Origin of the sequence: Streptomyces sp. NBC_00271 (genome assembly GCF_036178845.1) — a bacterium.
GTDB lineage: Bacteria > Actinomycetota > Actinomycetes > Streptomycetales > Streptomycetaceae > Streptomyces.
Genome location: NZ_CP108070.1, coordinates 10,838,872 through 10,860,488, shown reverse-complemented (window position 1 = coordinate 10,860,488; position 21,617 = coordinate 10,838,872). Strand labels below are relative to the sequence as shown.

Here is a 21,617-nt window from a genome sequence, read left to right as displayed (position 1 = left end):
ACCCCGGGCAGTGGTGTGCGCGGTCCTGAGACTCTCCCGGCCGCGCATGGTGAGTCGTTCACACGTGATGCACGGGGATCGTCCCGCTACCAGTCTTCGTCTCCGGCACCGGAACGCTGACGGTAAGGACACCGCCCCTGTACCCCGCGACAGCCTCGTCGGCCTTCGCTCCGGCAGCACATACGGTCCGTCCGTGAGGTGCTGCGTGAGACGAATGCCGTGCAGCCCCGGAATCGGGTGCACGGCGGGAAGTCCGGCTTCGACCCGGCCAAACAGAGCGGGCACCGACAGCCGCCCGATCATCCCGCTCATTTCTTCCTCCCTCGCTTGTCGGCTGCTTCCAGCGTGGCGCAGCCGGACCCGACCGCGGCTGGGCCGACCGGGCACCCCACCGGGACCAGCAGGCCAACCTCCGGTCCGCAGAGGATCACCCGGCACCGCTGCCCAATGCCGGTACCCACACAGCCTCAGGTTGGGGCCGGACGGCCCCTTCGCCCCGCTCCGCCGACGGCAGCAGGCTCAGAACATCGCAAGCCCCGCAGCTCGCTCGTCCGGGAGGAGGCCCTCATGTCCGGCACGTATCTGGACTCGTCGGTGTTGGAGAAGCTGATCGCTGCGGCTGTCGCCGCGCCTTCGATGCACAACACGCAGCCCTGGCGCTTCCGCCTCGACACCGAATCGACCACCGTGGAGATCCACGCCGACGTCCGGCGGGGACTTCCGCACGAGGATCCGCACGGCCGGGCCCTGCACATCGCCGCCGGCGCGGCCCTGTTCAACCTGCGGGTCGCGGTGAGCCACTTCGGTTGGAAGCCGGTCACTCGGCTGCTCCCTGATCACCGCCACCCCGATCTGCTCGCCTCGGTGCACATCACTGGGCGCACCAGCACCCGCACACTCCACGGCGACGACCTGTACGAGGCCATCTGGCACCGGCACAGCAGCCGCTTCCCCTTCGGCGTCCAGCCCGTTCCCGTGTCCGTTCGCCACGAACTCGCCGAAGCCGCCCGGGCCGAAGGCGCCACGCTCGCCGTCACCGGCCCGCGTGAGACGGCGCGGCTGCTGCGGATCACCACCGAAGCGGAGCGCCGCAACCACGCCGACCCGGCGCGCAGCGCCGAAAGCCGCCGCTGGTCGAGCCGCGACGGGGCCGAAGACACGGGCATCCCCTCCGCGGCACTGGGGCCGCAGGACACCTTCGAGCAGCTCCCCATGCGTGATTTCAGCGCACGGCGATCCCTGGACCAACTACCGGCCCGGCCCTTCGAACGGACACCCGCGCTCGCGTCGCTCCGCACCGGCCACGATCGGCGCACCGACTGGCTCCGGGCCGGACAGGCGCTTGAATACGTCCTGCTCGTCGCCACGGCCCACGGTCTACGCACCTCCGTCCTGCACCAGGCTCTGGAGTGGACCGACCTCCGCGACGACCTGCGCCCCGCGACATCCCCCTTCGACCATGTGCAGATGCTCATCCGATTCGGCTACGGCCCGGAAGGGCCTCCCACGCCCCGTCGCACACCGCGGCTCTTCCTCGAACTCGACGGCGCCGTCCCTCAGGGAGACCGGTACTGACCGAGGACGAAATCGTCTCTCCCCCGGGCCGGTCGGCCATGGCCGGGGCCGACCGGCCCATGGAGGCGACGGCCGAGAACACCGCACAGTGGAGGGGAACGCACGTGACGAAGGAGGCGGAAGCCATGCGGCACCGGATGGTGAGCGATCTGATGACCACTTCGGTCGTACGAGTGCGGGAGGACGCCGGGTTCAAGGACATCGCCAAACTGCTGGCCGAGTACGACATCACGGCGATACCGGTCGTGGACGCCGACGACCGGCCCGTGGGCGTGGTGTCCGAGGCGGATCTGCTGCGCAAGGAGGCGGGTCAGCTGGACCCCGCAGGACTACTGCCGGTCCTGCACCCGCGCCCCGCCGACCGGACCAAGCAGGAGGCGACCACCGCCCGAGGGCTCATGAACAGCCCGGCCATCACGGCCCGGCCGCAGTGGACGGTGGTGGAGGCCGCGCAGGTGATGGAGCGCCACCGCGTCAAGCGGCTGCCGGTGGTGGACGAAGCGGACCGGCTGGTCGGGCTGATCAGCCGCGCCGACCTGCTGCGCGTGTTCCTGCGCGGTGACAGTGCCATTCGTGAGGAGATCTCCGGGGACGTGCTGGTCCGCACCCTGGGTATCGCGCCCGACTCGGTGACCGTGCGGGTCGTGGACGGCCGGGTCTCCTTGACGGGAAGCGTCGAACGGAAATCCCTCATCCCCGTCGCCGTGCGGATGTGCCAAGGCGTGGACGGAGTCGTGGACGTCACCGAACAGCTGGGCCACCGGACGGACGACACCTCCGAAGGCCTGTACGCCGAGTCACCGCGCCACACCCAACTGTCGCCTTGACCGGCGCGGTGCGGCAGCACCTCCGAGCCTTCCGGCGCGCGGGGGACTGGACGCCGACCTGCGTGTGCGCTCAAGGAGAGATACAAGTGGGGGAAGGAACCGACGCGACGGGATGCGACGTTCCGCCGACCTGCGGCCTCTGCTTTGTCTCCCCAGAACCCGAGAGTTCCCGGGGGACAGGATGGGCGATGATGGGACATGGAGAATGCCGGCCCCCTGGGAAACGGCCTCGGTCAGCTTCCGGACCCGGTCACCTCGGCCACGGCGGTCGTCGACGCGCGAGGGACCGTGACGGGGTGGAGTAACGGCGCGCAGCGGTTGCTCGGATACCCGCACCAGGACGTCGTAGGGCGTCCCGCGGCGCGTCTGTTCGGCTGCGACGCCGACGCCCCGGTGGACTTCTCCGCGCTACTTGAGGGACGCACCGGGACGACCCCGCTGCGGCACCGCGACGGCCATCACACGGAAGCCGAGCTGCGGGCGTACCCGTCACTCGACCGTGAGGGCAACCCGCAATGGCTCATCGTGGCCACGCCGCCGCGCCGGCCGCGTACGGGTCAGAAGCCACATCCGGCCAAGGACGAGGCGACGACGGAGGAAGCCTTCGCGCAGAGCCACCTTCCTGTGATGATCTACGACTCCGATTTGCGGGCCCTGCGGGGCAGCGCCGGCGCGATCCGCCAACTGGGTCTCACGGAGCGGCAGATGCGCGGTCGGCGTGTCACCGACATCCTGCCGCCCCACATCTGCACCACGGTCGAAGAGGGGATGCGCCGGGTGTTCAAGACGGGGGAACCCGAGCTCTTTCACGTACATGGCCCACCCCGGCCCGAAGCCCACGGAAGGTTCTGGGCCATCACCGTGTCCCCCGTCAGGAACCCCGCGGGAGAGGTGCGACACGTACAGGTCGTCGCGCTCGACGACACCGAGCAGCACCGGGCCCGGGAACGGCTCGCCCTGCTGAACGACGTCAGCGCACAGGTGGGCAGCACTCTCGACGTGACGCGTACCGCTCAGGAGATGGCCGACGTCGCGGTGGGCCGACTCGCCGACTTCATCAGTATCGACCTGCTGGACTCGCTGTTCCGCGGTATCGAGCCCAGGCCCCCCGGCGAGGGCTCCATCGGTCTGCGCCGCGCAGCGCAGCAGTCCGTCCTTCCTGGCGTCCCCGAGTCGTTGGTCCAGCCGGGAGATGTTGACTACTACCCGGATTCCTCGCCGCCCGCCAACTGCCTTCTCACCGGGCATTCCTCGCTGCACAGCACCCTGGACGAAGCCGTCGAGAGCTGGCGGACGGCCGACCCCGAGCGCGCGGTGAAGGTCCGCGCCTTCGGAATGCACTCGCTCATGGTCGTCCCACTGCGCGCCCGCGGCATCACGCTCGGGGTGGCCGTACTCGTCCGCCACCAGCGCCAGGACCCCTTCAACGAAGACGATCTGCTTCTCGCGGAGGAGATCGCCGCACGCGCCGCCGTGGCCGTGGACAACGCCCGCCGGTACACCCTGGAGCGGACCACCGCCCTGGCCCTGCAACGAAGTCTGCTTCCGCAGCGGATCGCCGCCCAGGAGGCCGTGGAGGTGGCGCATCGCTACCTGCCGGCTCGCTCCCGGGCCGGGCTGGGCGGCGACTGGTTCGACGTGATCCCCCTGTCGGGGGCCCGGGTCGCCCTGGTCGTCGGAGACGTGGTCGGCCACGGTCTGCACGCCTCCGCCACCATGGGCCGCCTGCGGACCGCGGTACGCACTCTGGCGGACGTCGACCTGCCTCCCGAGGAGCTCCTCGTCCATCTGGACGACCTGGTCACCCATCTCAGGGCGGAGGAGGGCACGGGCACGGAGGACCCGGAGCTCGACAACTTCACCGATGTCATCGCCACCTGTCTGTACCTGGTCTACGACCCGGTCACGCGCCGCTGCACGGCCGCCGGGGCGGGCCATCCCCCGCCCGCCGTGGTCACGCCCGACGGCACGGCGGAGTTCGTCGACCTGCCGGTCGGCCCTCCGCTCGGAGTGGGCGGGCTGCCTTTCGAAGCAGTCGAATGGGAGGTGCCCCGTGGCAGCCTGCTCGCGCTGTACACGGACGGCCTCGTCGAGGTCCCCGAACACGACCTCGGCAAGGGCATGGCGCTGCTGCGCCGGCGCCTGGTGCGGCCCGCTCACTCGCTGGAGGCCCTCTGCGACGACCTGGTCCAGACCCTGCTCCCCGCGCAGCCGTCGGACGACGTCGCCCTGCTCGTCGCCCGCACTCGCACCCTCGACTCGGGCCGGGTCGCCACCTGGGACCTGCCTGCCGACCCGGCCGCCGTGGCGGGCGCGCGCGGCGAGGTCTCCCGTCGCCTGGCGAAGTGGGGGCTGCAGGAGGTCTCCTTCACCGCGGAGTTGGTGGTGAGCGAGCTGGTCACCAACGCGATCCGCTACGGCGGCCCTCCCCTTCAGCTACGCCTGATCCAGGACACCGTGCTGATCTGCGAGGTCTCCGACGGCAGCAGTACCGCCCCGCACATGCGGCGGGCCCGCACCTTCGACGAGGGCGGGCGCGGGTTGTTGCTCGTGGCCCAGTTCGCCGAGCGTTGGGGCACGCGCCACCTGCCCGGAGGGAAGTCCATCTGGGCGGAGATCGACATCCAGCACGAGCGCACGTAACCGCGACCGAACACGTCCGCAGACGGACGAAGCCCGCGCTCACCGCAGACACGATCGACCGCGGTGCGGCCAGAATGAGACATGCCCGAGTGATCGTGACCCAAGTGCGCTGAGATGGCCCGAACGACCCGTGCGGAGGGTCTGTGGGGGGGCGAACGTGGGAGAAACGATCAGTTCGGCTTCGGCCGCACCGGGCTCGGCGTCCGGCTGCGCCACGTCGACGTGCTGTGCCGGGGAGCGCGGTGCCCGTTCGGGAGGCGCCGAGGACAGGTTTCGAGGGCTCCTGGAAGCGGCGCCGGACGCCATGATCATCGTGGACGACACCGGGACGATCACACTCGTCAACGCCCAGACCGAAGCGCTCTTCGGCTACGGCCGCGAGGAACTCCTCGGCCGATCAGTGGACTTGCTCGTACCCGACCGCTTCCGGACCCACCACGCACTGCACCGCTCCGGCTACGCCGAGAATCGTCAAGTGCGCCCCATGGGCGCCGGTCTCGAACTCCATGGCCTGCGCAAGGACGGCACCGAGTTCCCCGTCGAGATCAGCCTCAGCCCTCTGGAGACCACCGACGGCCTCCTCGTCTCCGCCGCCGTCCGCGACGTGAGCGACCGCAAGGCAGCCGAGGACCGGTTCCGGGGATTGCTGGAGGCGGCGCCGGACGCCATGGTGATCGTGGACGACACCGGGACGATCAGACTCGTCAACGCCCAGACCGAAGCACTCTTCGGCTACGGCCGCGAGGAACTCCTCGGCCGATCAGTGGACTTGCTCGTACCCGACCGCTTCCGAACCCACCACACCAAGCACCGGTCCGGCTACACCCACAACCGCCAGGTGCGCCCCATGGGCGCCGGTCTCGAACTTCACGGCCTGCGCAAGGACGGCACCGAGTTCCCCGTCGAGATCAGCCTCAGCCCCCTGGAGACCACCGACGGCCTCCTCGTCTCCGCCGCCGTCCGCGACGTCAGCGACCGCAAGGCGGCCGAGGAACGCATCAACGAGCTGGCCGCCCTCGTCGAGTCCTCCCAGGACGCGATCCTCGCCAAGACCCTCGACGGGCACATCACCTACTGGAACGCCGCCGCCCAGCGCCTCTACGGGTACACCCGCGCCCAGGTCATGGGCCGCCATGTGTCCCTGCTGGCCCCGCCCGACCACGGCCACGAGATCGACCTCCTGATGGACCGGTTGCGCAACGGGGAAAGGGTCGAGCACTTCGAGACACTGCGGGTCACCCGTCACGGCGATCTCCTCGACGTCGACATCACCCTGTGGCCGACCCGTTCCCCCGACGGCGAGGTCATCGGCGCCTGTGCCATCGTCCGCGACATCAGCGATCGCAAGCGGGCCGAAGCCGAGCTGACCGTCCTGTACGAACAACAGCGGCACATCGCCCTGACCCTGCAGCGCAGTCTGATGGGCACTCCGCCCGCCATCCCCGGTCTCACGACCGCCAGCCGCTATCGGCCCGCCACCCAGGGGGCCGGGGTGGGCGGCGACTGGTTCGACCTGGTTCCGCTGGGCGCCGGCCGCGTCGGCGTCCTGATCGGCGACGTGATGGGACGCGGGCTCGAAGCCGCCGCCGTCATGGGCCAGTTGCGTTCCGCCGCACACGCCCTGGCCAAGACCGGTATGCAGCCCCGCCAGCTCATGCAGGCCCTCGACGCCGCCGTCGCCGACCTCGACGTCCCGGACCAACTGGTCACCTGCTGCTACCTGGTGGTCGCGGCCGACGCGGGCGCGGTGACGATCTGCTCCGCCGGACATCTGCCCACCCTGGTGGCCACCCCGGGCGAGGGCGCCCGTGCGCTGCCCGCGCCCGTCAACGCGCCCCTCGGCGTGGGTGATGTCCTCTACCAGCAGTGCAGCGCGGTCATCCCGCCCGGCGCCACCCTCGTGCTCTACACCGACGGACTGATCGAAACCCCCGGCAGCGACATCGAGGACCAGCTCTCCCAGCTCACCAGCGCGCTGAGCGACGTGTTCACCACTGCTCCCGACCTCGAGGTGGCCGCCGACCACGTCCTGACCACCTTGCTGCCCGACGCCGAGGGCCACAACGACGATGTCACCCTGCTGCTGACTCGACTGCCCGAAGCACCGCTCGCCGCCGTCTCCCTCGACCTCCCGGCGGTCCCCGACTCCGTCCCCGAGGGCCGAGCCTTCCTCAGCAAGGCCCTCACCTCGTGGGGCTGCGCCACAAAGGCCGACGACGCGCGGCTGTTGCTCTCAGAAGTCCTCACCAACGCCGTTCAGCACGCCCAGGGCCCCATCGGACTGCACCTGTGCCGGACCGCCTTGGACCTGACGGTCGAAGTCGGCGACCACAGCCCGCGGTTGCCCCAACCCCGCTTCGCGGCCGAGGACGACGAATCCGGGCGCGGACTGGTCCTCGTCCGCGCGCTCGCCGACGACTGGGGCGTACGACCCACCGACGACGGCAAGACCACCTGGTTCACCCTCCACCTGTGAGTGGTCCCGCCGTCATCGTGCTACCTGGTGACCTCGTGCTGCCCGGCGTCGCCTCGTCCGGCGCTCACTGGCCCGAGGCGGCGGTGCCCGAGCCGCTGGACGGGCCCTGACCGCTCAGAACGAGTTCCTTCGCCCTGCGGAACTCCTCGTCCGTGATGTCGCCACGGGCGCGGATCTCGGACAGCTTGGCGAGTTCGTCGACGCTGCTGGTTCCGGTGCCGCCCGCCGCCTGCCGGATGTAGGAGTCGAAGGCCTCCTGCTGCGCGCGGGCCTGATTCATCTCTCGGCGACCCATGTTCTTGCCGCGGGCGATCACGTAGACGAGGACGCCCAGGAAGGGCAGGAGGATGACGAACAGGAGCCAGCCTGCCTTGGCCCAACCACCCAGCTCGTCGTCACGGAAGATGTCGATGATGATCCGGAAGAGCAGGATGAACCACATGATCCACAGGAAGAACCAGAGCATGCTCCAGAAGACGCTCAGCAGCGGGTAGTCGTACGCGAGGTACATCTGTGTGCTCATGTCGCTCCTCCATCCCGGGCGATCGCCCGGCAGTCGTTCCTCCCGATTCAGCATGCGCACGGCAAGGTTCGTCCGGCCTCACCCGGGACGGGTGAACGTCGCCGCGGAGTCTCAGGGCGACGGGGCGGAGCCGTACGGGTCCGCGGCGCGTGCGCGGCGCAGCGCGGCCCGCCAGGCGAAGGCGAGGACGAGTTCGATCAGGCCGAGCAGGACGAGCCACAGGCCGAGCAGCCGGGTCAGGGCGCGGGCGGACTCGGTCGGCAGGGCGAGCACCACGACTCCCGCGACGATGCCGAGCGCTGCGGCGCAGAAGACGACGCCACGGTGCGGGAGGGCCTTCATGGCGATGGCCGTATAGGCGGTCAGCATGCCGGACGCGAGCCAGACGACGCCGACGATCAGCGAGAGCGCGGCGATGGTCTGCAGCGGGTTCCTCAGGCACAGCACCCCGGCCAGGACGAACAGTATCGAGAGCAAGAGCCCGGGAATCCGCTCGCCGTGCTCCTCGCGGCCGAAGACCGCCACGAAGCGGAACACCCCGGTCACGACCAGATAGAGACCGATGAGTACCGCCAGGATGTGCAGGGTCTCGTCCGGCCACACCAGCACCAGGATGCCCGGCACCAGCGTCGTGATCGCCGAACCCAGGATCCAGGTCCATGAGCGGCCGAGTCCCGCCAGCAGTTCCTCGGCGTCGTCGGGCGGCGGGGAGGCCGCCCCTTCGGGCCTGGGCCCGGGCTCGGTACGCGGTGCCGGACCACGCGAATCGGTCATGGCTCCTCCTCACGCGGTCGAGTCCTGACGCGGTCGAGCGGGTCGTCGCCGGACCGCCGACGGGACGGTGTGCGGGGACTTCACCGGGTCAGCGTCCCGCGCGCCGCCCGCTGCCGGTTCACCCCCGGCGGGTGATCGTCCCTGCCCTCGGGGACGGCGTACGCCCCGGTCACTCCGGCAGCCGGCGCATCTCTATGACGTGCAGTCCCAGCGACTGGCAGCGGGCCAGCAGCCCGTACAGGTGCGCCTCGTCGACAACGGGGCCGAACAGGACGGTCTGCCCGGACATCACCACGTGGTCCATCTCCGGAAACGCCTTGGTCAGCGTCTCCGTCATGAGTCCCTCGACACGGATCTCGTAGCGCATGGGCTCAGAACGACCTTTCAATGCGTCAGGACGAGCTTGAACGAGATGATCAGCAGGCCGAGCAGCAGATTGATCGAGGCAGTGACGGCCGTGAGGCGCCAGGAGGCGCCCGCGCGGCGTGCCGCTGCCGCCGACCATCCCACCTGCCCGGCCACGGCGACGGCGAGCGCGAGCCAGAAGGTGCCTTGGAGGCCGAGGCCCAGGAGCGGGCTGACGGCCACGGCCACGGTCGGCGGGACGGCGGCCTTGACGATCGGCCACTCCGCACGGCACACCTCGACGACGGTCCTCCAGTCCAGGGCCTGCCGGGCCAGACGCGCCCCGAACAGCTGGGCGTGCACGTGCGCGATCCAGAACGCCAAGCCGGTGCCCAAGAGCAGCGCCGCCAGCTCCAGGTGCGGGAACGAGCCCAGCGTGCCGGTGCCGATCACCACTGACGCGGCGAGCATGGACCCGTAGACACCACCGGTGTAGTCGGCGTGCGCCTGGTGGTCGGGGTCGGCCGCTGAGGTTACGGCGGGTTCGGTCCGTGACATCAAGGCCTTCTCTCCGATTCGGCGCACCGGAACGAGGGACATCGGCCACATCGCCGGACTCGCGATGCTCCGGGCGTCCCGCCCGGTCGGGAGGTGCGTGGTGCCGCCACTCCCATCGCATCCGAACGGCTCGTCCCGCGCCTCACCCGTGACGGGCGAGGGTGGTCACCGGTACGGGTTCACAGCAGCCGCAGCTCGCGCGCCCGGCGCACCGCTTCGTTGCGCCGGTTCACCGCCAGTTTCCGGTAGACGCTCTTGGGGTGGGTCTTGACCGTGTTCACCGACACGCAGAGGTCGGCCGCGATCTCTTCCGTCGACATCGTCTGGGCCAGTCGCCGCAGAACGTCGCGTTCGCGTTCGCTCAGCTCCTGCACGACGAGCGGTGCGGGCGTTTCGAGCCGGGGCACGTCGCCGGTCGTCAACCAGCCCGCGGCAAGTGGCTGCAGTGGCGCCGTGCCCAAGAGGCGTCGGATCCACGGTCCAGCCTCCAAGAAAGGCCGCCGCAGCCGCTCGCGCCGGGCCTCCAGGAGCGCCTGGCCCACGAGCTTGCGCGCGGCGGCCGAGTCACCCGCCTCGAGTGCGGCCTGCGCCCGGGTCAGCGTGGCCCGCACGGTCACCGCCGGACCGGCCGGACCCTCGGCGCGCAGGCGGTCGAGCAGGTCGAGCGCGGCGGCGGGGCGGCCCGCCGCCAGCTGGGCCCGCGCGGCCTCCACCACACAGGCCGGCTGGTCGTCCGGCACCTGTCGCAGTACCTCGGCGGCCGCCTCCGGCCGCCCCTCGGCCAGGTGGGCGGCGGAGGCGACCAGGGCGGCATGAGCCTGAGCCCAGGGTGATGCCACGTCCGCGGAGACCGCCGGGTCCACCGCCGCCAGGGCGGCTCGGGTCTTGCCTCGGGCCAGCAGCAGACGTGCCGTCACGAGGGACCGGCCCGTGGCGGGCACCGGGTCCCGCGTCGCCAGGCGTGAGCCGACCGCCTCGTCGAGGAGGGCTTGGGCGTGATCCAGTTCGTTCCGGTCGACGGCCACGGCGGCCAGGACCATCCGCCCGATGTCCGAGCCGGACGACCCGCACAGCCCGAAGCGCTCCGAGTCGGTCGTCGCCGCGAGCGCCTTGCGCTCCGCCCTGCCGAGCCAGCCGTTCAGGTAGTCGATCAGCGCCAGGTGCCCCAAGGACTCCTCTCGCGGAAGTGCCGTCGAGGCCCCGCCGGGACAGCCCGCCGCCGCGGACAGCGCGGTGCGGGCGTCCTCGAAGCGCCCGGCCCACAGGCGCGCCGAGCCCAGATGGGTCAGCAGCAGAGCGATGAGTTCGGGATGCTGCCCCAAGAGGTGGGCGGGAACCGCCCGCCGCAGTTCCTCGGCCGCCTCCGCGGCCTTCTCCGCCTGGAGCGGGGCCCCGGCCAGCCGGGCCGCCAGAGCCTCCAGCAGCGCGCAGCTCAGCCGTGCCGCCGCCGGGCCGGGCACGTCGGTGGCCGCGTCGGGCACGCCCGCGGCCAGGCCCGCCTCGGCCTGGTGCAGACGGGCCAGACCGCGGTCGAGGTCGCACTGGGACAGGTCCCGGGCCGCTCGGACGACGTCCGTCGCGGGGCTTGTGGCCTCGGGTCCCATCCGGGAGAACAGCTCGGCCAGCTCGTCACGGCGCAGACCGGTGAAGAGCTGGCCGATCGCCAGGCCGTCGACGAAGGCGCTGGCGGTGAAGTCCCAGTCGCCCGCGGCGGCGCCGTGGGCCATCGTCTCGGGGAGGAATCCGGAGCGCAGCAGCCACCGGGCGGCCCGCTGGTGGAGTTCGGGCTCCAGTCCAGGACAGCGCTCCCGCAGATGCGCCCGGAGGATCTCCCGGAACAGCGGGTGGAGCCGGTACCACGAGTGTCCGAGGTCCTCGACGAACGCGTTCTCGCGGTGCAGCTCGGCCAGAATGGGCTCGGCGTCGGTGCGCTGCGTCAGCGCGTTGGCCAGATCGGGGCAGAGGCGCTCCAGGATGCTGACCCGCAGCAGGAGGTCCTGGGTCTCGGCGGTGCGCCGCTTGAGCACCTCGGCCAGGAGGTAGTCGGCGACCGTACTCCGCCCTGCCTCGAATTCCTTCAGGTATCTCTCCGGATCCGGGCTCTCCCGCGCGGCCAGGGCGCACAGCCGCAGGCCGGCCGCCCATCCGCCGGTGCGGTCCACGAGCGCCCCCACCGCGTGCGCGGGCAGGCGCAGGCCGTGCCGCTCCAGGAGTACGGCCGCCTCCTCGGGTGTGAAGGCCAGTTCCGCGTTCCGGATCTCCGTCAGCTCACCGGCTGCCCGGTAACGGTGCACCGGCAGCAGCGGCTCGGTGCGGGTGACGAGGACGAGGCGCATTCCCGGTCCGGCATGGTGCAGGACGAATTCCAGCTGCTGCGCGATCTCCGGCGCGCTCACGCGGTCGTATTCGTCGAGCACGACGATCGCGGGCCGGTCGCGTCCGCTCAGCTCGGCGGCGAGCCGTGCCAGCAGTGTGCGGTCCACCCTGCTCGCGTCGGCGGGACAGCGAATGTTGCCAGGGACCGGCATGCCCGAGGACCGCAGGGCCTGGAGTACGTACGCCCAGAACATCCCGGGCTGCTGATCCGCCGTGTCGGCGGTGAACCAGGCGACCGGCTGCGCCAGCCCAGTGACCCACTCGGCGACCAGCAGGGTCTTCCCCGCCCCGGCCGCTCCGTTGACGACCGTCAGGGGGGTCAGCAGCGCCTGGTCCAGGTGTTCGACCAGCCGCTCCCGCCGCAGGAAGGTGACGGGCCTCGCCGGCGGGGCGAACCGCGTGCGCAGAAACGGGTCTCCCATGGGATCGACCCATGCGACGGTCGACCCCTGGCCGCTCTCCTCGATCCCAGCCATGGTGCTCGCCATTATCCCGTCAGATCACGGGCGGCGCTCTTCTCACTCCTGTCGCGGCCTTCTCACTCGAGCAGTGGCCCGAGCGCACAGCACTCACGAATGAACTCACCCACCCGTACAGCCTGGGCCCCGTACGGCCTGGGCCCCGTACGGCCTGGGCGGCGCGACCGCACTCGGGGCCGCGGGCCGCGTCTTCCGGACGACCGCGGTCACGGCTGGGCCACCCCGGTCCCCTTCTCCCCCTTCACCGCTGCCCAGCCGCCGGAACTCACCCCTGTCGACATCACGTTGACACCGCCGGTTGCCCGGCGTTGACTGACAGCACGGTGCGGAGCGCGGCCCCGCCCAGGGCGACGAAACCGACGCGGCCGGTACGACGTACAGGAAAGTGGCACTCGATGATGTACGACCAGTCACGCGCCCAGCAGCCCCCGGACAAACGGCCCGGTTCGGCCGGGCGTCGTACGCCTGGCCCCGAGCCGCTGATCCCGTCGGACGAACGGGACAAGCTCGCCCAGCGCCTCCAACACGCCCTCAACACCTTCGCCGACAGCCCACGCGAGGCGTTGGAAGAGGCCGAGACCGCATTCGACGAGGTCACCGCCCAGCTCATGAGCACCCTCGCGGAAAGACGGCGCGTTCTGCACGAAACCTGGCAGGACCAGGACCCCGGGACACAGCCGGAAGAACTCCGGCACGCGCTGAGGCAGTACCGGGAGATCACACAGCGGATGCTGCGCATGTAGACGCACAGTGACACGGTTGGGGTGCCGGTGTGCCGTCGTACAGCATGGGCCAGGCCGCGCGCCTGCTGAGGGCGAGCCCGCAGACCGTGCGCCGTTGGGCGGACGGGGCAGGCTCCCCATGGGGCGGGACGGTTCGGGCAACCGGGTGATCGACGGCGTCGGGCCGGCTCGGTTCGCGCGGGAGCGTGCGGTCGAGGACGAACGCGACACCGCGGGCGGCGGCCCGCCCACGTCGGTGCGCCACGCGTTCACGGGCATCGTCACCGAACTCCCGCTCACTCGCGACGAGGTGTGGCAGTCCCTCGACGCGACGGGAGTGACCGGCCCACAAACCCGCGGACCCGGCCCCCTACGGTCGGCCCAGTGCGGCGAGAACCTCGGCGCAGATGGCCAAGGCCGTCTCCGCCGGGGTGCGGGCGCCGATGTCGAGTCCGATCGGGCCGTGAATGCGGCGCAGTTGCTCCTCGGTGAGCCCCGCCTCTGTGAGAGCCGCGGCGCGGCGGGCCTGGGTACGACGTGAGCCGAGCGCGCCGACATAGGGGATGCCGGCCGTCAACGCGGTGTGCAGGGCGGGGATGTCGAGGTCGGGCTCGTGACTGAGCACGATGAGGCAGGCCGCGGCCGGGCGGTCGGCCATTGGTTTGCGGGCGTCCCCGACGGCGTACGCGACCGTGGCCTGCCAGCCCAGCACCTGCGCCTGGGTGGTGAGGAGTTCGGCGAGTTCGCCGCCGCCGACGATGACCAGGTGAGGGACGGCTGGGCAGGCCTCGATGAGGACGAGTCCGGCGGCGGCGCGGCGGGTCTCGCGTCCAGCACGGTGGCGGGCGAGCAACTGCCTGGCCTGCTCGGCGGCCTGAGCGACGGCCGCCGGATCATCGCCCTGCAACCCCGGAGTGACGCCCTCCGGGGTGACGACGTCGCTGACAGCCTGGGTCCGCTCCTCGTCGATCCGCGTGATCAGCGCGGCGTCGGCGCCCTCGCTCAGCAGGTCCCACCAGCGGGCGGGGACGGTGTGCAGCGGCTGGAGCAGGATCTCGGCCTGTCCGCCGCAGGTCAGCCGTGCCTCTTTGACCTCGTCGTCGTGTACGGCCACCTCGCACACCCGTGCGGTGTGCCCGGGCGGGAGGGCCGCGGCCTCTGCGGCCAGGTGGTCGTCGAACGCACCGCGGTACAAGGTGCCCTGCCGGTTCCCGTCCTCGTCGATGAGGAGCGCGTCGGCGGGGTGCCGGGGCCCGAAGCCCTGCTCGGTGATCGGCCGGGCCAGTACGGCCGGGCGCCCCTGAGCTGCCCACCGCCGTGCCGTGTCCGCCAGCTCACGCATGATCGCGGCCCTCCTCGTTCCTGGCTGTCGGCACCGGTAACCCATCGGGTCACCGGGAGACCACCTGGTCAGCGCGGCGCCGTCATCGCCATTCTAGAGAGCCCTGCCCCGGGCACCCAGGCTGCACAGTGAACTGGCCGGCCAGAGGCCGGAGACCACGAGTGGTTCGGGATCGCCACCACGACGATCCTGAACCTGGCACCCACCACAAGAGTGAGCTCCTCACCGCCGAGCACGGCTTCCCAGTGGCGTGAACTTCGATTGGGCCTCGGCGGTCAACAAGCACTGAGTCGTTCCCCGGCGGGTGATGCTCGGCGCTACCGGCCGCGCATCACCCGCCGAGGCTTGGTTGCCGGGACGCCGGCGCAATCCGGGCTGTCCGGGCCGATGGTGGCTACACCGGCAGTCGCGTCGAGTACTGCTTGGCCACGCTTGCCCTGGCGCCGTTGATCATCAAGCGACTCGGGTAGGGAGCATGGTGAGCAACGCCTGGGCGTCCTCTGAGCTCAGCGGATTCTCGGGGCTGATCGGAGTCATACGCGGAACGGTGGGACACCTGAGGACGCCCAAACAGCAGGATTTCGCCGTGCCCTCAGCTTGGGAAGCTGCGTCCCTTTGAGGCCTGGTAGGGCGCTGACCTGAATGAACGGTTCGTGGCCGGCCTCGTCGGCTCGGCGGCTTTCACCGTGGTTCCCGTTGTTCCCCGCTCGATCTGGTGCGCGTGCGGTGCGGCTCAAGATCGGGGAGTCAGGACCCCGAGTAGAGGGTGCCGATTCCGTAGGGTGTGCCGCTGTCAGGGTGCTCTTCTGGCAGCGGAGCGCGAGCGAACTGGGCGCTGCGTTCGTCGCACGCGCCGAACACGTGGAAGTTCCGGCGAGCTTGGCGCAGGCTGAGGCCGCGATTGGGGCCGCCGTGCACCTCGCTGGCGTCATGCTCGTCCTGGCCGTCGTCCTCCCAGCGGCAGACGGTGCAGATCTCGAAGACTCCACGCTCGGCCAGGGTGATGAAGCCGCAGCAGGGACAGCGGTACGGCCCGCACTCGGCGCTTCCGCGAACCACTATGAAGGTCACGTCTGCATCCTGATCTGCTGACACCGCGCGATCAAGGGCCTTCGACTCTGGTGTGCACGCTTTCCAAGTGTGTTGGTGGGGCGGTGGGCTGTGTGCAGGGGCGTTCGCCTGCGTTCATGGGCGAGTGAACACCGGGACGTCTTCTGGTGATGGACCCTCCTGAACGACGGTGAATGAGACGGAAACTGAGACGGTCTGGCACGAGGCCAGACCGTCCCCATCTGGTGCAACCTTCTGATCCGTAGCTCAAAGTGGATCGGCCAGAGGCAGTCATTGCGGTTCCTGCGCGGCCCTGCGCGGTGTCTGTTGGACCGGTGCCGGTTGCTGCGGTTGCCGTACTTCCGTGCTGTACCGGGCTCGGCAGCTAAGGGGTGTCCCGTAACTGCTGGTCACGGGTGAGATGATCTTGATGTGTCTGGTGTGATCACGGCGTCGGAGCCGTCCTGGATAGCCTCGATCACCAGTCTGAGTCCACGTCAGTTCGGCAAGCTGATCACGGCGTTGAGGCGCGAGGGCGCGGACGCGGTCCGTAAGGGTCGGCCCTGGAGTCTGCCGCTGGAGGACCGGATCCTGCTCGTCGCCGCGTACTGGCGAACCAACCTCACGCTGCGGCAGCTGGCGCCGCTGTTCGGGGTGTCGAAGTCGGCTGCCGACCGCGTCATCTACCACCTCGGCCCCGCACTCGCCCTCCAGCAACGCAAGCGGTTCCGCACGGACACCATGCTGATCGTGGACGGCACCCTGGTCCCCACCCGTGACCACACCATCGCCGAGCAGTCGAAGAACTATCGGTACTCCACCAACCACCAGGTCGTCATCGATGATAGGCAGCGAGCCGGCCGCACGCTCTACCGCCTCCAAATGTTCAATGAACGCAGAACTCGTTGCCCTCCGGGTCCTGCATCACGACGAAGAATGAACCTGAGCTATCCGATTCCTCGATGCGCAACCGGGACGCGCCCACGCTCTCCAGCCGCGCCACCTCGGCAAGCACTCGCTCCTTGCGAGTGGCAAGCGGGACGCTACGGCCTCCGCTCACACTCAGATCAAGGTGGAGCCGGTTCTTGACGACCTTCGACTCGGGTACCTGCTGGAACCAGATCCGCGGGCCGACGCCATGCGGATCGATGGCGGAGTCACTGCAGTCGCCTGCGCCCAGCTCCTCTTCTGACAGGCCCTGGTCCAGCCAGTACGCGCGCCAGGTAGCGAACGGTGCAGGCGGCGGCTCGACTTCGTAACCCAGTGCAGCGGCCCAGAATGCCGCGAGCCGCTCGGGCTCAGTACAGTCGATGGCTATCTGGAGTTTGGGATTGGTGATCACCAGCCGACTGTATCGGCCGTACCCGTGCCGACTCCTCGAGTTGCGCCAAGGACTGTTGGCTTCCGGTGGATACCGAGACCTGCTCGGTGATCGACGCTGGCGAGCTCTCGGAAGAATGATCGTCCCCCGTACACCGCCTCTTCGAACGCACGCCGTCCGGTTCCCCACAACGCCCACCTGCACCACTGGAACGTCATTGTGGGACAAGCCTCAGCCCGCTTGCTCCAGGGTCAGGTTGCTGCGAATGGGCTCGGCTCGCCACATGGCCGCCAGCTGGGGGTAAGACTCGATGAACCGGCGTATCTCTCCCAGCGCGACAGTCCTGGGCATGCCGATCTCGTCGTAGTCGAACCCGGTGTCCTGATGCCCGAGGCTGTCGAGCGCTGCCCATGCCGGGTCCTCTCCGAAGACGAGCTGCAGCTCGACTTTCCAGTACTCCGGCTGCCGCTCGGGGGCATCACGGTCGTCGGCACCGGTGACCGCAAGCAGTCGCCCAAAGGACATCGAAGGCTGGTCGTCGTTCCAGCCCCACCTGCCCCATTCGACGATGAAGCCGTCACCATCGTTCTCAAGACACTCGATCCCTTCGACCTCGACCTGGAGGAACTCACCGAAGGCATCCCAGGCGGCGTCGACGTCGCGTACAGACTCGGGCTCGACTGCACGCTGTCTCAAAATGCGCGCGAATACGTCCACGCTGGATCTCCACGGAATGGGCATGCGGGATGCTAGCGCGATCCTCCAAGTGGCTCACGGCTCACCCCAGGAGCGCTGACGCTGGAAGCAGATTTCGAGATCTGCCCTCATCCCTATCAGGTCGATCACCGGGGACCGTCGGCGTCGGCCCACCGGTCCTACGCCTCGGCTGGAGCGCGACTGGCCCCACGGTTCCCCGTGAGACCCCGGGAGATCCCGCCGGATCGGGCACGCAACGAGCACGGCTAGCACTCGCCTCCAACGGAGGATGGCTGGGGGTGCGCGGTCTCAAGTGCGCCAGCGGTCCCAAAGTAGCCATTTCGTGTGCTGGGGCAGGTGATGACGCCAGAGCCAGAGAGGCAAGCGCCGGTGCGGGACAAACGTCCAGAGATCGTCGTCGGCTTCGTTGCCCCTGGGGCGGGTTCGCAAGAGGGCCACGCACTCGGTATCGACCGAGTGGTGAAGACGTGCAACGTGCGCTAGCGCGACCGTGCCCTGTCGGCGCAGTTCTTCCGAGTCCGAGCGGAGAGCGCGGGCGATCCGGGGAAGGATGGCCACGGGATCGGAGTAATTGAGGGCAAGGCCGATCACGGCCACTCCGACGTGCGGCTCGCCGCGTTCAAATGCCGCGTCGATTTCCTCCGGCTGGTCCATCCCGAGCAGACCTGTACCGTCTGCCCAGTTGTAGGCCCAGTCAGGAGAACCTGTGCCTGCACGCTTGTCTGTCACGCGCCGACCTTACGACTGACCGTGTACCGCCGCGAGATCAGTCCTTCTGGAAGTGACGCGCCAAGTCTCTGACCTCGGGCTCTTCCTTGCGGTGTCTTTCTGACCAGCACCGATGTGGTGATCGGCTGTCATCATCTGTCAACGTTGGTTCGCCTCGGACGGCCCGGAGACGGCCCCAGCGCTGCCGCTACCGCTACCGCTTCTGGGCTCGGTACTGCTTGAGCAAAGCCGTGATCTTTTCGCTGTCGGCCGCGCCGTTCAGCTCGACCAGTAGAAGATCGCTGCCACGAGGCGGTGGCTGACGCCTTCTTCTTGCCGGCCCTGGTTGTTGTGCGCTTCGTACCGGCCTCAAGAGCATGCACGGTTCGAACCTCCGGTTCGGGAAAGCCCGAAGCCGGACCCTCCGGCCCCGTTGTCACATGCGTGGGTCCGGCGGTGTCTTCATGACGAACGGCCCAACAGGCACACGTACAAGGAGAACACCATGACGCTGCGCGTCCCGAAGGCCGAGCTCCCCGTGGAGCTCCGCGAAATCATGATCGAGCAGCTCGGTGCCGTGCCCGAGCCCGTCGAGGTGCTGTGGAACAACCCCGAACTCGCCGAAGCCAACCAGGAGTTCTCGGCCAAGGTGGCCACGTGGGACGCGGCCGACGCGAGCCTCAAGACGTTCGCGCACATGGCCGTCGCGGCACAGGTCGGCTGCAGCTGGTGCCTCGACATCAACTACTTCCACGCGCTGAACCAGAACCTGGACCTGACCAAGGCGAGCCAGGTGCCGCGCTGGCGGCAGTCGGAGGTGTTCACGCCGCTGGAGCGGGACGTGATGGAGTACGCCGAGGCCATGACGAACACACCGACGACCGTCACCGACGAGTTGTCCGCGCGGCTGCTCGACCGGCTCGGCCCGGCGGCGATGGTCGAACTCACCGTGTTCATCGGCTTCGCCAACTTTGCCACCAGGTGCAACACGGCGCACGGGATCACGTCGCAGGGCTACTCCGATGCCTGCGAGATTCCGTTGGCGGCGCGTCCGCAGAACTTCGGCGTAGCGTCGACGGCATGACCGAGGATCCGTTCGTCGTCCATCGCAGCCTCCTGTTCACGGTCGCCTACGAGATGCTCGGCTCGTCGGCCGACGCCGAGGACGTGCTGCAGGAGTCCTGGCTCCGGTGGGCCGACGTCGACCGCACACAGGTGCGTGACCCGCGGGCCTACCTCGTACGAACCGTCACCCGGCAGGCGCTCAACCGTCTGCGGACCTTGTCGCGCAGCCGCGAGGAGTACGTCGGCGAGTGGCTGCCGGAGCCACTGCTGACCAGCCCCGACGTCGCCGAGGACATCGAGCTCGCGGAGAACGTCTCGATCGCGATGCTGACCGTGCTCGAAACGCTCGGGCCGACGGAACGCGCGGTGTTCGTGCTCCGCGAGGTCTTCGAGGTGCCGTACGGCGAGATCGCCGAGGCCGTCGGGAAGTCCGCGGCAGCGGTGCGGCAGATCGCGCGGCGGGCACGCGAGCACGTGGCGGCCCGGCGGCCGCGGGTGCCGGTGAGCCGGTCGGAGCAGCAGGCCGTGGTGGAGCGGTTCCTGGCCGCGCTGCGCACCGGCCAGTTGCAGGAACTGCTGGACGTCATGGCACCGGACGTGGTTCTGATCGCCGACGGCGGCGGGCTTGCAGGCGCCGCTCCGGCTCCGATCCACGGGGCCGCACTGGTGGCGAGCATGCTCGCTCGGCCGGACCGGGTGGTGTCGGCCGTGTGGCTCAACGGCGCGCCTGCGGGCCGGATCGAGATCGACGGCCGAGTGGCCGCTGTGAGCCTCGTGGTGGAAGACGGGAAAGTCACCCGGATCCACGCGATCGCGAACCCGCGGAAACTGACACGGCTCGATGAACCGGCCGAACTCACCAGGTAGGCCCGCCCGCCGCTGCCTCTGGCGACGTGTGTGTTCCGGACGGTCCGAACCGTCCGGAACACACACGACCGCACAGTGGTCAGACGTCGAAACACGTCCGTCGTGCTTGGTATGAGGTGGGTATGAGCTCGGTGTGACCGCGGGCGAGTCCGGCGCGTGCGCGACCGGGGCCGGTCGTGCGCGGCATAGAGTGCCTCGGCAGATCTGGCATGCCGTGGAGGTAGAACGCGATGGGGAATCCACCACAGCTCACCGTGGGGCGACTCCTCACCTCATGGCAACTGGACGTGCCCGCGCTGCTGGTGGTCGTCATCCTGGGCGCGTTGTACGGCTGGGGCGTGCTACGTCTGAAGCGCCGGGGCGAGCACTGGCCCCTGCCGCGCGTCGGCGCCTTCGCGCTGCTCGGCCTGGGCACTCTCGTCGTCGCCACGATGTCCGCGCTGGCCGTGTACGACCACGTGCTGTTCTGGCCGGCCGCCGTCCAGAACGTCCTGCTCGACCTGATCGCACCGCTCGGGCTGGCCCTGGGCGATCCGCTGCGGCTGGCCCTCCGTTCCCTGCCCGAGCGTGCCGCCGGGCGTATGCAGCGGGCGCTGGCCGGACGGCTGGTACGCCTGCTCACCTTCCCGCTGGTCAGCACGGCTCTGGTGCTCGCGACGGAGCTGACGGTGTACTTCACGCCGTACTTCGAGACCGCCCTGCGCGACGACTGGCTGCACGAGGTGATGTATCTGCACCTGCTGCTCGCCGGCAGCCTGTTCGTCATGCCGATGCTCACCCGCGAGGCGGCGCTGCCGGGGTGGTGTACTCATCCGGTCCGGGCGGCGCTGGTGTTCCTCGACGGGATCATCGACGCCGTACCGGGCATCGTCGTGATGACCCACGGCTCGCTCATCGCCGGTGCCTGGTATCTGCGTCACGCGCCGTCCTGGGCGCCGGATGTGCTCCATGACCAGCAGCTGGGCGGTGGCGCGATGATCAGCATCGCCGAGTTGGTGGCGCTGCCCTTCCTCCTCGCGATCCTGGTGCAGTGGGCCCGTACCGAACGCGCCGAGACCGTCGTACTGGACCGCCGCCTGGAGGCGGAGTTGGTCCCGGCGACGCCCGTGCCGGGGGCGGCACAGACATCGGAACTCGTACGTCCCTGGTGGGAGACCGAGAACAGCGCAGTCGCCCAGCGCATCCGGCACCAACGGCCGGGACGTTGACACACGCAGGCTGGTCGTCTCCCAGGAGCGTCGTGCGGCAG

Annotated in this window: 18 protein-coding genes and 1 pseudogene; 9 read left to right on the top strand and 10 right to left on the bottom strand. The window is 69.8% G+C overall.

Going from position 1 to position 21,617, the window contains the following annotated elements; all coding sequences use genetic code 11:
* Window positions 1-567 precede the first annotated feature (567 nt).
* The 4 genes from OG798_RS49480 to OG798_RS56820 all read left to right on the top strand — a co-directional run bounded on the left by OG798_RS49480 (window position 568) and on the right by OG798_RS56820 (window position 7,521).
* Complete coding sequence (locus OG798_RS49480; protein ID WP_121413565.1) at window positions 568-1,575, top strand: Acg family FMN-binding oxidoreductase; 1,008 nt, start codon at window positions 568-570, stop codon at window positions 1,573-1,575.
* 125 nt (window positions 1,576-1,700) lie between these two features.
* On the top strand, window positions 1,701-2,402 hold the full coding sequence (locus OG798_RS49475; protein WP_097289474.1) for a CBS domain-containing protein: 702 nt from the start codon (window positions 1,701-1,703) through the stop codon (window positions 2,400-2,402).
* Between the two features lie 198 nt (window positions 2,403-2,600).
* A complete protein-coding gene (locus tag OG798_RS49470; RefSeq protein WP_121413566.1) occupies window positions 2,601-5,045 on the top strand; it encodes a SpoIIE family protein phosphatase in 2,445 nt (814 codons plus the stop codon).
* A 304-nt stretch (window positions 5,046-5,349) separates the two neighbouring features.
* Entirely contained in the window at window positions 5,350-7,521 is a 2,172-nt protein-coding gene (locus tag OG798_RS56820) for a SpoIIE family protein phosphatase (RefSeq protein WP_413254814.1), read from the top strand.
* A 64-nt stretch (window positions 7,522-7,585) separates the two neighbouring features.
* Here the strand turns inward: OG798_RS56820 and OG798_RS49455 are convergent, their stop codons facing one another.
* The 5 genes from OG798_RS49455 to OG798_RS49435 all read right to left on the bottom strand — a co-directional run bounded on the left by OG798_RS49455 (window position 7,586) and on the right by OG798_RS49435 (window position 12,573).
* Window positions 7,586-8,044: an SHOCT domain-containing protein gene (locus OG798_RS49455; protein WP_095850467.1), complete on the bottom strand. Its 459-nt coding sequence runs from the start codon at window positions 8,042-8,044 to the stop codon at window positions 7,586-7,588.
* Between the two features lie 111 nt (window positions 8,045-8,155).
* Window positions 8,156-8,818: an HdeD family acid-resistance protein gene (locus OG798_RS49450; RefSeq protein WP_095850468.1), complete on the bottom strand. Its 663-nt coding sequence runs from the start codon at window positions 8,816-8,818 to the stop codon at window positions 8,156-8,158.
* Window positions 8,819-8,987: 169 nt separating this feature from the next.
* Window positions 8,988-9,185 carry a hypothetical protein gene (locus OG798_RS49445; protein WP_095850469.1) on the bottom strand — a complete coding sequence of 66 codons (198 nt, stop codon included), beginning with the start codon at window positions 9,183-9,185 and terminating at the stop codon, window positions 8,988-8,990.
* A gap of 17 nt (window positions 9,186-9,202) precedes the next feature.
* The gene (locus OG798_RS49440) at window positions 9,203-9,721 is read right to left on the bottom strand and encodes a hypothetical protein (RefSeq protein WP_121418102.1); all 519 of its coding nucleotides are present in this window, start codon (window positions 9,719-9,721) and stop codon (window positions 9,203-9,205) included.
* Window positions 9,722-9,900: 179 nt separating this feature from the next.
* A complete protein-coding gene (locus OG798_RS49435; protein ID WP_328759455.1) occupies window positions 9,901-12,573 on the bottom strand; it encodes a LuxR C-terminal-related transcriptional regulator in 2,673 nt (890 codons plus the stop codon).
* 398 nt (window positions 12,574-12,971) lie between these two features.
* On the opposite strand from OG798_RS49435, the gene OG798_RS49430 reads away from it, so the two are divergent.
* Window positions 12,972-13,319 carry a hypothetical protein gene (locus OG798_RS49430; protein WP_097228681.1) on the top strand — a complete coding sequence of 116 codons (348 nt, stop codon included), beginning with the start codon at window positions 12,972-12,974 and terminating at the stop codon, window positions 13,317-13,319.
* Between the two features lie 349 nt (window positions 13,320-13,668).
* Here OG798_RS49430 and OG798_RS49425 read toward each other — a convergent pair whose 3' ends face one another.
* Both OG798_RS49425 and OG798_RS49420 read right to left on the bottom strand, forming a co-directional pair.
* Complete coding sequence (locus OG798_RS49425; RefSeq protein WP_328759454.1) at window positions 13,669-14,640, bottom strand: XdhC family protein; 972 nt, start codon at window positions 14,638-14,640, stop codon at window positions 13,669-13,671.
* 747 nt (window positions 14,641-15,387) lie between these two features.
* Window positions 15,388-15,711 carry a CPCC family cysteine-rich protein gene (locus OG798_RS49420; RefSeq protein WP_328759453.1) on the bottom strand — a complete coding sequence of 108 codons (324 nt, stop codon included), beginning with the start codon at window positions 15,709-15,711 and terminating at the stop codon, window positions 15,388-15,390.
* A gap of 411 nt (window positions 15,712-16,122) precedes the next feature.
* Between OG798_RS49420 and OG798_RS49415 the strand changes: the two are divergent.
* Window positions 16,123-16,533, top strand: a pseudogene (locus tag OG798_RS49415) (helix-turn-helix domain-containing protein); the annotation flags it as partial.
* Window positions 16,534-16,576: 43 nt separating this feature from the next.
* On the opposite strand, the gene OG798_RS49410 reads toward OG798_RS49415, so the two are convergent.
* The 3 genes from OG798_RS49410 to OG798_RS49400 all read right to left on the bottom strand — a co-directional run bounded on the left by OG798_RS49410 (window position 16,577) and on the right by OG798_RS49400 (window position 18,457).
* Window positions 16,577-17,032 carry a VOC family protein gene (locus OG798_RS49410; RefSeq protein ID WP_328759452.1) on the bottom strand — a complete coding sequence of 152 codons (456 nt, stop codon included), beginning with the start codon at window positions 17,030-17,032 and terminating at the stop codon, window positions 16,577-16,579.
* A gap of 210 nt (window positions 17,033-17,242) precedes the next feature.
* Entirely contained in the window at window positions 17,243-17,728 is a 486-nt protein-coding gene (locus tag OG798_RS49405) for a hypothetical protein (protein ID WP_328759451.1), read from the bottom strand.
* A gap of 288 nt (window positions 17,729-18,016) precedes the next feature.
* Window positions 18,017-18,457 (bottom strand): hypothetical protein, encoded by a 441-nt coding sequence (locus OG798_RS49400; RefSeq protein ID WP_328759450.1) that lies wholly within the window; start codon window positions 18,455-18,457, stop codon window positions 18,017-18,019.
* Between the two features lie 484 nt (window positions 18,458-18,941).
* On the opposite strand from OG798_RS49400, the gene OG798_RS49395 reads away from it, so the two are divergent.
* The 3 genes from OG798_RS49395 to OG798_RS49385 all read left to right on the top strand — a co-directional run bounded on the left by OG798_RS49395 (window position 18,942) and on the right by OG798_RS49385 (window position 21,576).
* Window positions 18,942-19,520, top strand: coding sequence for a carboxymuconolactone decarboxylase family protein (locus OG798_RS49395; protein WP_328759449.1), 579 nt, complete (start codon window positions 18,942-18,944; stop codon window positions 19,518-19,520).
* Window positions 19,517-20,368: an RNA polymerase sigma factor SigJ gene (gene sigJ / locus OG798_RS49390; RefSeq protein ID WP_095850500.1), complete on the top strand. Its 852-nt coding sequence runs from the start codon at window positions 19,517-19,519 to the stop codon at window positions 20,366-20,368. The genes OG798_RS49395 and sigJ overlap by 4 nt, the downstream gene beginning before the upstream one ends.
* Window positions 20,369-20,598: 230 nt before the next feature.
* A complete protein-coding gene (locus OG798_RS49385; protein WP_095850501.1) occupies window positions 20,599-21,576 on the top strand; it encodes a cytochrome c oxidase assembly protein in 978 nt (325 codons plus the stop codon).
* Window positions 21,577-21,617: the final 41 nt, after the last annotated feature.

Bases quoted from the DNA above. Each gene is read 5' to 3' on its own strand.
- OG798_RS49430 (WP_097228681.1), top strand. From the start codon at position 12,972: ATGATGTACGACCAGTCACGCGCCCAGCAGCCCCCGGACAAACGGCCC.
- OG798_RS49480 (WP_121413565.1), top strand. From the start codon at position 568: ATGTCCGGCACGTATCTGGACTCGTCGGTGTTGGAGAAGCTGATCGCT.
- OG798_RS49475 (WP_097289474.1), top strand. From the start codon at position 1,701: ATGCGGCACCGGATGGTGAGCGATCTGATGACCACTTCGGTCGTACGA.
- OG798_RS49440 (WP_121418102.1), bottom strand. From the start codon at position 9,721: ATGTCACGGACCGAACCCGCCGTAACCTCAGCGGCCGACCCCGACCAC.
- OG798_RS49395 (WP_328759449.1), top strand. From the start codon at position 18,942: ATGACGCTGCGCGTCCCGAAGGCCGAGCTCCCCGTGGAGCTCCGCGAA.
- OG798_RS49455 (WP_095850467.1), bottom strand. From the start codon at position 8,044: ATGAGCACACAGATGTACCTCGCGTACGACTACCCGCTGCTGAGCGTC.
- OG798_RS49425 (WP_328759454.1), bottom strand. From the start codon at position 14,640: ATGCGTGAGCTGGCGGACACGGCACGGCGGTGGGCAGCTCAGGGGCGC.
- OG798_RS49470 (WP_121413566.1), top strand. From the start codon at position 2,601: ATGGAGAATGCCGGCCCCCTGGGAAACGGCCTCGGTCAGCTTCCGGAC.
- OG798_RS56820 (WP_413254814.1), top strand. From the start codon at position 5,350: ATGATCATCGTGGACGACACCGGGACGATCACACTCGTCAACGCCCAG.
- OG798_RS49450 (WP_095850468.1), bottom strand. From the start codon at position 8,818: ATGACCGATTCGCGTGGTCCGGCACCGCGTACCGAGCCCGGGCCCAGG.
- OG798_RS49435 (WP_328759455.1), bottom strand. From the start codon at position 12,573: ATGGCTGGGATCGAGGAGAGCGGCCAGGGGTCGACCGTCGCATGGGTC.
- OG798_RS49445 (WP_095850469.1), bottom strand. From the start codon at position 9,185: ATGCGCTACGAGATCCGTGTCGAGGGACTCATGACGGAGACGCTGACC.
- sigJ (WP_095850500.1), top strand. From the start codon at position 19,517: ATGACCGAGGATCCGTTCGTCGTCCATCGCAGCCTCCTGTTCACGGTC.
- OG798_RS49385 (WP_095850501.1), top strand. From the start codon at position 20,599: ATGGGGAATCCACCACAGCTCACCGTGGGGCGACTCCTCACCTCATGG.